At 60.0% G+C, this 6,937-nt stretch carries 8 protein-coding genes; 5 read left to right on the top strand and 3 right to left on the bottom strand.

What is annotated here, in order from left to right:
* Positions 1-232 precede the first annotated feature (232 nt).
* Entirely contained in the window at positions 233-610 is a 378-nt protein-coding gene (locus HU806_RS26035) for a hypothetical protein (RefSeq protein ID WP_186615753.1), read from the top strand.
* 28 nt (positions 611-638) lie between these two features.
* Positions 639-1,547: an alpha/beta fold hydrolase gene (locus tag HU806_RS26030; protein WP_186615751.1), complete on the top strand. Its 909-nt coding sequence runs from the start codon at positions 639-641 to the stop codon at positions 1,545-1,547.
* On the opposite strand, the gene HU806_RS26025 is transcribed toward HU806_RS26030, so the two are convergent.
* Positions 1,516-2,508: a GlxA family transcriptional regulator gene (locus HU806_RS26025; RefSeq protein ID WP_186615749.1), complete on the bottom strand. Its 993-nt coding sequence runs from the start codon at positions 2,506-2,508 to the stop codon at positions 1,516-1,518. The two genes, HU806_RS26030 and HU806_RS26025, sit on opposite strands and share 32 nt — an antisense overlap.
* 99 nt (positions 2,509-2,607) lie before the next feature.
* On the opposite strand from HU806_RS26025, the gene inhA reads away from it, so the two are divergent.
* Positions 2,608-3,294, top strand: coding sequence for an isonitrile hydratase (gene inhA, locus HU806_RS26020; protein WP_186615747.1), 687 nt, complete (start codon positions 2,608-2,610; stop codon positions 3,292-3,294).
* Between the two features lie 36 nt (positions 3,295-3,330).
* On the opposite strand, the gene HU806_RS26015 is transcribed toward inhA, so the two are convergent.
* On the bottom strand, positions 3,331-4,068 hold the full coding sequence (locus HU806_RS26015) for an SDR family oxidoreductase (protein ID WP_186615745.1): 738 nt from the start codon (positions 4,066-4,068) through the stop codon (positions 3,331-3,333).
* A 198-nt stretch (positions 4,069-4,266) separates the two neighbouring features.
* On the opposite strand from HU806_RS26015, the gene HU806_RS26010 reads away from it, so the two are divergent.
* Complete coding sequence (locus tag HU806_RS26010) at positions 4,267-5,214, top strand: AraC family transcriptional regulator (RefSeq protein ID WP_186615743.1); 948 nt, start codon at positions 4,267-4,269, stop codon at positions 5,212-5,214.
* A gap of 599 nt (positions 5,215-5,813) precedes the next feature.
* Here the strand turns inward: HU806_RS26010 and HU806_RS26005 are convergent.
* On the bottom strand, positions 5,814-6,272 hold the full coding sequence (locus tag HU806_RS26005) for an SRPBCC family protein (RefSeq protein WP_186615741.1): 459 nt from the start codon (positions 6,270-6,272) through the stop codon (positions 5,814-5,816).
* 120 nt (positions 6,273-6,392) lie between these two features.
* Between HU806_RS26005 and HU806_RS26000 the strand changes: the two genes are divergently transcribed.
* Entirely contained in the window at positions 6,393-6,794 is a 402-nt protein-coding gene (locus HU806_RS26000) for a lysozyme inhibitor LprI family protein (RefSeq protein ID WP_186615739.1), read from the top strand.
* The last annotated feature ends 143 nt before the right edge of the window (positions 6,795-6,937 follow it).

Raw genomic sequence — 6,937 nt, 5'->3', positions numbered from 1 at the left:
CCGCTGGGTTGCGCAGCGACCCCAAAATTTCCGGATTGAAAAGCGACGACTGCTGCGCAGCCGAGCGGGAGCAAGCTCCCTCGCCACGGGTGTCCGGTGTTTTTCTCAAAAAAGCTGGCGCAATCGCACTCAGTCCATGTCCTCAAGTTGCCAGCACCGCAAACCCCTCCTAAGATCGATGCACTCACGGGTGCAGCGGAGCTGCCCGATAAACCCGAATCAAGGATCCGACATGACGCACATCAGACGCCCCATCACTACCGCGCCTCGAACAGGCTTGAACCGGGAAGAACTGTGGAACGACCAGGACAAAGGCTTGATCAAATGCTGGGAAATCGGCCGCGATCGAGCGGCGAGATTTCCTGAACTGGCACACCGTTGCCTGGCCGGTGAATTGCCCGTGCTGGGTTGGAAAGGCGGGGTCAGCCGCAGCCTGAAGAAGAACGCAAAGTTCGGTTGTCTCAAGTACCTGGCCCAATGGCAGGGCCTGCGCGGCGAGGATCTGGACATCGACCTGACCCAGGAACGGACCTTGACCTGTTCCAGCACGAACATGGTCGTGACCTTCACCCCGGACCGCGCCAAATACGTGAACCAGGAACCCGCCTGACCACAACCGAGCGATGCCGGAGGCCAACATGACAGCTGCACCCAAGGTGAATTTCGCGGTGACGCCACTGCTGCGCATCGCCTATGAGGAACACGGCCCCGCCAGCGGTGAGCCAGTGATTCTGCTGCATGGATTTCCCTACGACCCACGAGCCTTTGACGAGGTTGCGCCGGCCCTGGCCCAACACGGTTATCGAGTCGTCGTGCCGTACCTGCGCGGCTACGGCCCGACCCGGTTCAACAACCCCGCTATCGCCCGCTCCGGCCAGCAAGCGGCGCTGGCCCAGGACCTGCTGGACCTGATGCAGGCGCTCGATATCCCGCGAGCGGCGCTGTGCGGCTATGACTGGGGTGGCCGCGCCGCCTGCATTGTCGCCGCCCTGTGGCCCGAACGCGTACGCTGCCTGGTCACGGGCGACGGCTATAACTTGCAGGACATTCCTCGTTCAACCCAACCGCTGGGGCCCGAAGATGAACATCGCCTGTGGTACCAGTATTACTTTCACACCGCCCGGGGCGTCGAAGGCCTGACGCAAAACCGGCGTGAACTGTGCCAATTGCTCTGGCACCTGTGGTCGCCAACCTGGAAACGCGGCGCCGAGCTGTATCCGCTCACCGCCCCTTCATTCGATAACCCGGATTTTGTCGAGGTGGTGATTCATTCCTACCGCCATCGTTTCGGGTACGCGCCGGGGGACCCGACCCTTGAGTGGATGGAAGAAAAGCTGGCGGCGCAACCGGCCATCGGTGTGCCGAGCATTTCCCTGTGCGGGGCCAATGACGGCGTGGGCCCGCCGTCCGAGCACGATGCCGATGCCGATGCCGGGCATTTCACCGGGCACTATGAACGTCGCGTGTTGACCGGCGTCGGCCACAATATTCCCCAGGAGGCGCCCGAAGCCACGCTCAAGGCATTGCTGGATCTGCTTGAGGGCTGATCGCGAAACGCTCGCGATAGGCCTGAGGGGTTACCTCCATCGCGCGCATGAAGCTTCGACGCAGGGTTTCCTCGCTGCCGAACCCACACTGCACCGCTACGCGTTTGATCGGCACGGTGCTGTCGGTTAGCAGGCGCCGAGCGGTTTCCACGCGAATCAGCTCTACGGCACGGGCCGGGGTCTGGCCGGTCTCGGTGCGGTAGTGGCGCACAAAGCTGCGCTCACTCATGCCGACCTTGGCAGCCAGGCTCGATAAGCCCAGGTCTTGGATGAGATTTTCGGCAATCCAGGCATGCAACTCATCGAAGCGACCGCCCTGCTTCTGTAGCGCCAACGTGGCGCTGAACTGCGATTGCCCGCCGGGGCGCTTGAGAAACACCACCAAATGCCGCGCAACCTCCAGGGCCATCGCTCGGCCCAAGTCTTCTTCCACCAGCGCCAACGCCAAATCGATCCCGGCGGTGACCCCGGCGGAGGTCCACACCGGACCATCGTTGATAAAAATGGGATTGGGTTCGACCTGTAGTTTTGGATGTTGCCGGGCCAGTTGTTCACAGCGGGTCCAGTGAGTCGCCACCCGGCGTCCGTCCAGCCAGCCACTGGCCGCCAGCAGAAACGCCCCGGTGCACACCGACGCCACCCTGCGCGAACGCAGCCCTTGTGCCTTGACCCAAGCCACCAAGGCTGGATCCTCGGCGGCTTCGTACACGCCCCAACCGCCGGCGATCAGCAGCGTGTCGCTGGCTTCGCTGGGCAGCGGCTCGGCCATCAGCGCCAACCCCGCCGACGACATCACCGCCCCACCTCGGGCGGCAATGACAGTCGGCGCGTACGGCACCGGCAGGCCTTGCCCACGGAGCAGATCGTTGGCCGACGCGAACACCTGCAAGGGCCCGGTGACATCAAGCACTTGCACGTTGGCGAAGGCCAGCACATGAACGGTTTTCGGCTGATTGGGCATATTGGCGTGATTCGAGGGCTTATTGGCGAATAAGCCAAAGACTACGGACCTAGACTAAAACCGTCCACCCCTCGGGCGCTATTCAAAGGAGCAAGCGACATGACGTTGCAGATCGGTTTTCTGTTATTCCCTCAGGTCCAGCAGCTGGATCTCACCGGCCCGTACGACGTGCTGGCCTCGTTGCCGGATGTGCAAATCCACCTGGTCTGGAAAGACCTGGCGCCCGTCACCTCCAGCACCGGACTGGTCCTGCTGCCAACCACCACGTACGAGGAATGCCCAAAACTCGACGTCATCTGCGTCCCCGGCGGCAGCGGCGTCGGCCCGTTGATGGAAGATGAGCAAACCCTGACGTTCATCAAGCGCCAGGCGGCCCACGCCAAGTACGTCACTTCGGTGTGCACCGGTTCGCTGGTACTCGGCGCGGCGGGATTGTTGCGTGGCAAACGCGCCACCACCCACTGGGCCTTTCACAGTTTGTTGCAGCCCTTGGGAGCGACGCCGGTCAACGATCGCGTGGTCCGCGACGGCAACCTGCTCACCGGCGGCGGCATCACCGCAGGAATCGATTTTGCCTTGACCCTGGCAGCAGAGCTGTTCGACCAGGACACCGCCGAGCTGGTCCAACTGCAGCTTGAATACGCTCCGGCTCCACCGTTCGCCGCAGGTTCCCCGGACAGCGCACCGACGCAGGTGCTCGAAGAGGCCAACCGGCGCTCGGCGGAGTCGTTCCGGGTGCGCTCGCAGATCACCCAGCGGGCTGCGGCGCGGTTGGAATCGGCGTAAAGAGATCAAGCCAGGCACTCCGATAAAGTGCCTGGTTTAGAACGGGCTGGCCGTCGGTCGCACCACCAGTTCGCTGACGTCCACGTCCGCCGGTTGCTCGATCGCATAGGCAATAGCCCGGGCAATGGCCTCGGCGGGAATGGCAATCTTGCGGAACTCGCGCATCTCGGCGCGCCCGCCTTCGTCGGAAATGCTTTCGGCCAGTTCCGACTCGGTCACGCCAGGTGAAATCACCGTCACGCGAACATCACCACCGACCTCCTGGCGCAGCCCCTCGGAAATCGCCCGCACAGCAAATTTCGTCGCGCAATACACAGCGGCCGTGGGGCTGACGGTGTAGGCACCGATGGAAGCAATGTTGATGAACTGGCCGCTGCGTTGGCGCTGCATCAGCGGCAAACCGGCGGCGATGCCATGAAGCACGCCACGAATGTTGACGTCGATCATGCGATCCCACTCCTCGACTTTCAGCGCCTCGAGCTTGGAGAGCGTCATGACCCCGGCATTGTTGACGATGACATCAACCCGTCCGAATCTTTCGACAGCGAAATCGATCAGGCTCTGGACGTCGTCACGACGGGTCACGTCCACGGCTCGGCAGGCGGCCTGCTGGCCCGCGGCTTGAAGTTCCTCCACCAGCGCCTGCAAGCGGTCCACGCGGCGAGCGCCAAGCACAACAGAAGCACCCCGGGCGGCCAGCAGCCGCGCCGCCGCCTCGCCAATCCCGCTGCTTGCGCCAGTGATGACCACTACTTTGTTTTGAATATCGGACATGATGATTTCCTCGTCTGGATACGTCGGCCCCGGAGGGAGCGTTTTGACAGGTCCAGATTAAGAAGCCTTCCGACGCTTGGGTTAGCCGGATTCTCCTGCGCACTTGCACGATCCTGTAACGATAACGCCTCTGGTCGTCGCGGCTGCAATCAGCTTTACTAGCGCGATCCATTGAATTGGGCAGGGAGATTGATCGGCATGTCGGTATCCACCTCCATCACCATCACGCCTGATAATGGCGTAGACCTGCGTCGCGCCGAACTGGCTAACTTGATGAAGCGCTTCGCGCCGGAATATGGCGTTCACTCCACGGCTATAGAGGCGTTGCACCTGATCCGTAGCGACCATCCCACCGAAGCCTTGCACGTCGTGCATAAGCCTGGGCTGTGCGTCATTGTCCAAGGGCGCAAAGAGGTCACGCTCGCGGACGAACGCTACGTTTATGATCCGCTTAACTACCTGGTGGTCTCGGTGACGCTACCGTTGGCCGGCCAGGTGATCGAGGCCAGCCCCGATCAACCGTACCTGTGCATCCGCCTGGACATCGACCCGGCACAAATCTGCCGGCTGATCGCCGACGCCAGCCCAATCGGCGTGCCAACCGAGAGAGCCGATCGCGGATTGTTTCTCGACCGAATCGATGAGCCCCTGCTCGACGCAATGTTGCGCTTGCTGCGACTGCTGGACAGTCCGGACGACATTGCGACCCTCGCACCCTTGGCCCAGCAGGAGATTTTTTATCGACTGTTGCGGGGTTCCCAAGGCCGACGCCTGCATGAGATTGCCATTCCTGACACCCAGACACACCGCATCAGCCGCGCCATCGAGTGGCTCAACACGCATTACGCCGAACCACTGAGCATCGAAAGCCTGGCGCAGATGATCAATCTCAGCGCCTCGGCACTGCATCATCGTTTCAAAGCCGTGACTGCCATGAGCCCCCTGCAATATCAAAAACAATTGCGCCTGCAAGAAGCCCGGCGACTTTTACTGGCGGAGAACAGCGACGTTTCGTCAATCGGCTACAAGATGGGCTATGAAAGCCCTTCGCAGTTCAGTCGTGAATATAGCCGCCTATTCGGCGCCTCGCCGAGCAAGGACATCGCCCGCCTGCGCGCCATGGCGTTGCAAGCCAGCACCGCCTGACTCTGCACGCAAACAGGATCAGCCAAACGCAGGGCAGTAGCTGCCGATGGTGCGGACCGTACACCGGGTGGGCAGGCCATTGCCGCTGACGGTGCGGACCGTGTAACGGCTCGACGCTTGGCATGAGGGACCTACTTTCTTCAAGACGAAAAAAAACCCGCCTAGGCGGGTTTTTTGAGGACCAGTTTGACTCCTGTCTGGCATTCCGTGCCTGGCCCCGTCATCCGTGACCCCGAGCACTCCCTGTGCTCAGTGGGTAAATACAGATTAGTCTCGTCACCGTGATGAGCAAAGACGACAAAGCAGCATCGCCGTGTAAGCGTTTGGCTACACAACGTCTTTTGATCTTTCAAAGGACGAAAAAAAACCCGCCTAAGCGGGTTTTCCAAGACCATCACGACTCCCTGTCGATAGCAATCCTTGCAAGGCCGATCTTCCCTGATCCTGAGCACTCCCTGTGCTTCAGTGGATGAGTGCAGATTACGCCTCGGATCCAAAGTGAACTAGAGGACATAGCTACCACCGAGTGTAAGCCATTCGCCATACGCTCCCTTCCGGAAACCCCTAGTCCCGTCAGGTATCGATACCCTAGTAGCAATTCATGATTTGCTCAGAAACTCTTCAATGTTCGCCATTTGCTCATCCCAGCCGCGACTGTCCATGCGGAAGGCCTTGAGTCGGCGCGCCTCGGGAATCTTTTTGAAACCCGACTCCACCACCTTCAGCAAGGTCCCTCCATTCATGTCTTCAAGTTCGAACTGCACTTGGGTTTCAGACTCCTGGGAATAATCGGTTTGCGGATCGACGGCGTAAGGATGCCAGCGAAATGAGAACACCCGCTCGGGCTCGACGCGTTCCACCGCCACATCCCAGACAAGATGCTCATACCCCGGATAGGTGATCTGCCCTTGGGTGCGCTCACCCGCAACGAACCGTTTGCCGGCGAGGTTTACACCAAACCATTGGCCGAAAGTCTCAGCATTGGCCAGAGCGCGCCAGACTTGTGAACGCGGCGCCTTCAGTAGGATCTTTCTTTCGATACGATCGGATAAATGCATGGGGTCACCTCCTGTGTTCAACAGTAGGCCTGTAAGACCGCTAGGCCAACCGGAAAGTTGTATCGATGCGTTGTTTGGGTACACTCCTCCGGCAGTTTTACCCTCAAGGAGAGATAGATAATGTCCAGCCGCTTGCTTCTGCCCCTGATCCCCCTGTTCTTCATCGCCGCTGTCCACGCTGAAAATTGCACCGACGCCACCAGCCAAGGTGACTTGAACCAGTGCTCGGCCCAAGAGAACAAGGCCGCCGACAAGGAGCTGAACAGCTTGTACAAGCAAATCACAGCGCGCTTGAAGGACAATGCCGAAACCACACAATTGCTGGTCAAGGCGCAACGCGCCTGGATCGGCTTTCGTGACGCTGAATGCAGTTTTTCTGCGTCCGGCGTTGAAGGCGGTAGCGTCTATCCAATGATCCACAATGAGTGTATTACAGCCGTTACAAAGGCGCGTATCGAGACGCTCAAGACTTATCTGAAATGCAAGGAGGGCGATTTGAACTGCCCGGTGCCTGAGGCTTGATAGAGGGATACTGAAGAGAATGACCATTAGGTCATCCTATTTTTTTGACGCAAAACAAAACCCCTACCTGCGTCAGCAGATAGGGGTTTCGGAATTTAATCTTGACGATGACCTACTCTCACATGGGGAAACCCCACACTACC

Origin of the sequence: Pseudomonas sp. SWRI154 (assembly GCF_014268645.1) — a bacterium.
Classification (GTDB): Bacteria; Pseudomonadota; Gammaproteobacteria; order Pseudomonadales; family Pseudomonadaceae; genus Aquipseudomonas; species Aquipseudomonas marvdashtae.
Note: the sequence above shows the minus strand (reverse complement) of the source record. Positions and strands in the feature narration are given on the sequence as shown.

Excerpts from the sequence above, each read along its gene's own strand:
- HU806_RS26035 (WP_186615753.1), top strand. The coding sequence starts at position 233 with ATGACGCACATCAGACGCCCCATCACTACCGCGCCTCGAACAGGCTTG.
- HU806_RS26030 (WP_186615751.1), top strand. The coding sequence starts at position 639 with ATGACAGCTGCACCCAAGGTGAATTTCGCGGTGACGCCACTGCTGCGC.
- HU806_RS26025 (WP_186615749.1), bottom strand. The coding sequence starts at position 2,508 with ATGCCCAATCAGCCGAAAACCGTTCATGTGCTGGCCTTCGCCAACGTG.
- inhA (WP_186615747.1), top strand. The coding sequence starts at position 2,608 with ATGACGTTGCAGATCGGTTTTCTGTTATTCCCTCAGGTCCAGCAGCTG.
- HU806_RS26015 (WP_186615745.1), bottom strand. The coding sequence starts at position 4,068 with ATGTCCGATATTCAAAACAAAGTAGTGGTCATCACTGGCGCAAGCAGC.
- HU806_RS26010 (WP_186615743.1), top strand. The coding sequence starts at position 4,267 with ATGTCGGTATCCACCTCCATCACCATCACGCCTGATAATGGCGTAGAC.
- HU806_RS26005 (WP_186615741.1), bottom strand. The coding sequence starts at position 6,272 with ATGCATTTATCCGATCGTATCGAAAGAAAGATCCTACTGAAGGCGCCG.
- HU806_RS26000 (WP_186615739.1), top strand. The coding sequence starts at position 6,393 with ATGTCCAGCCGCTTGCTTCTGCCCCTGATCCCCCTGTTCTTCATCGCC.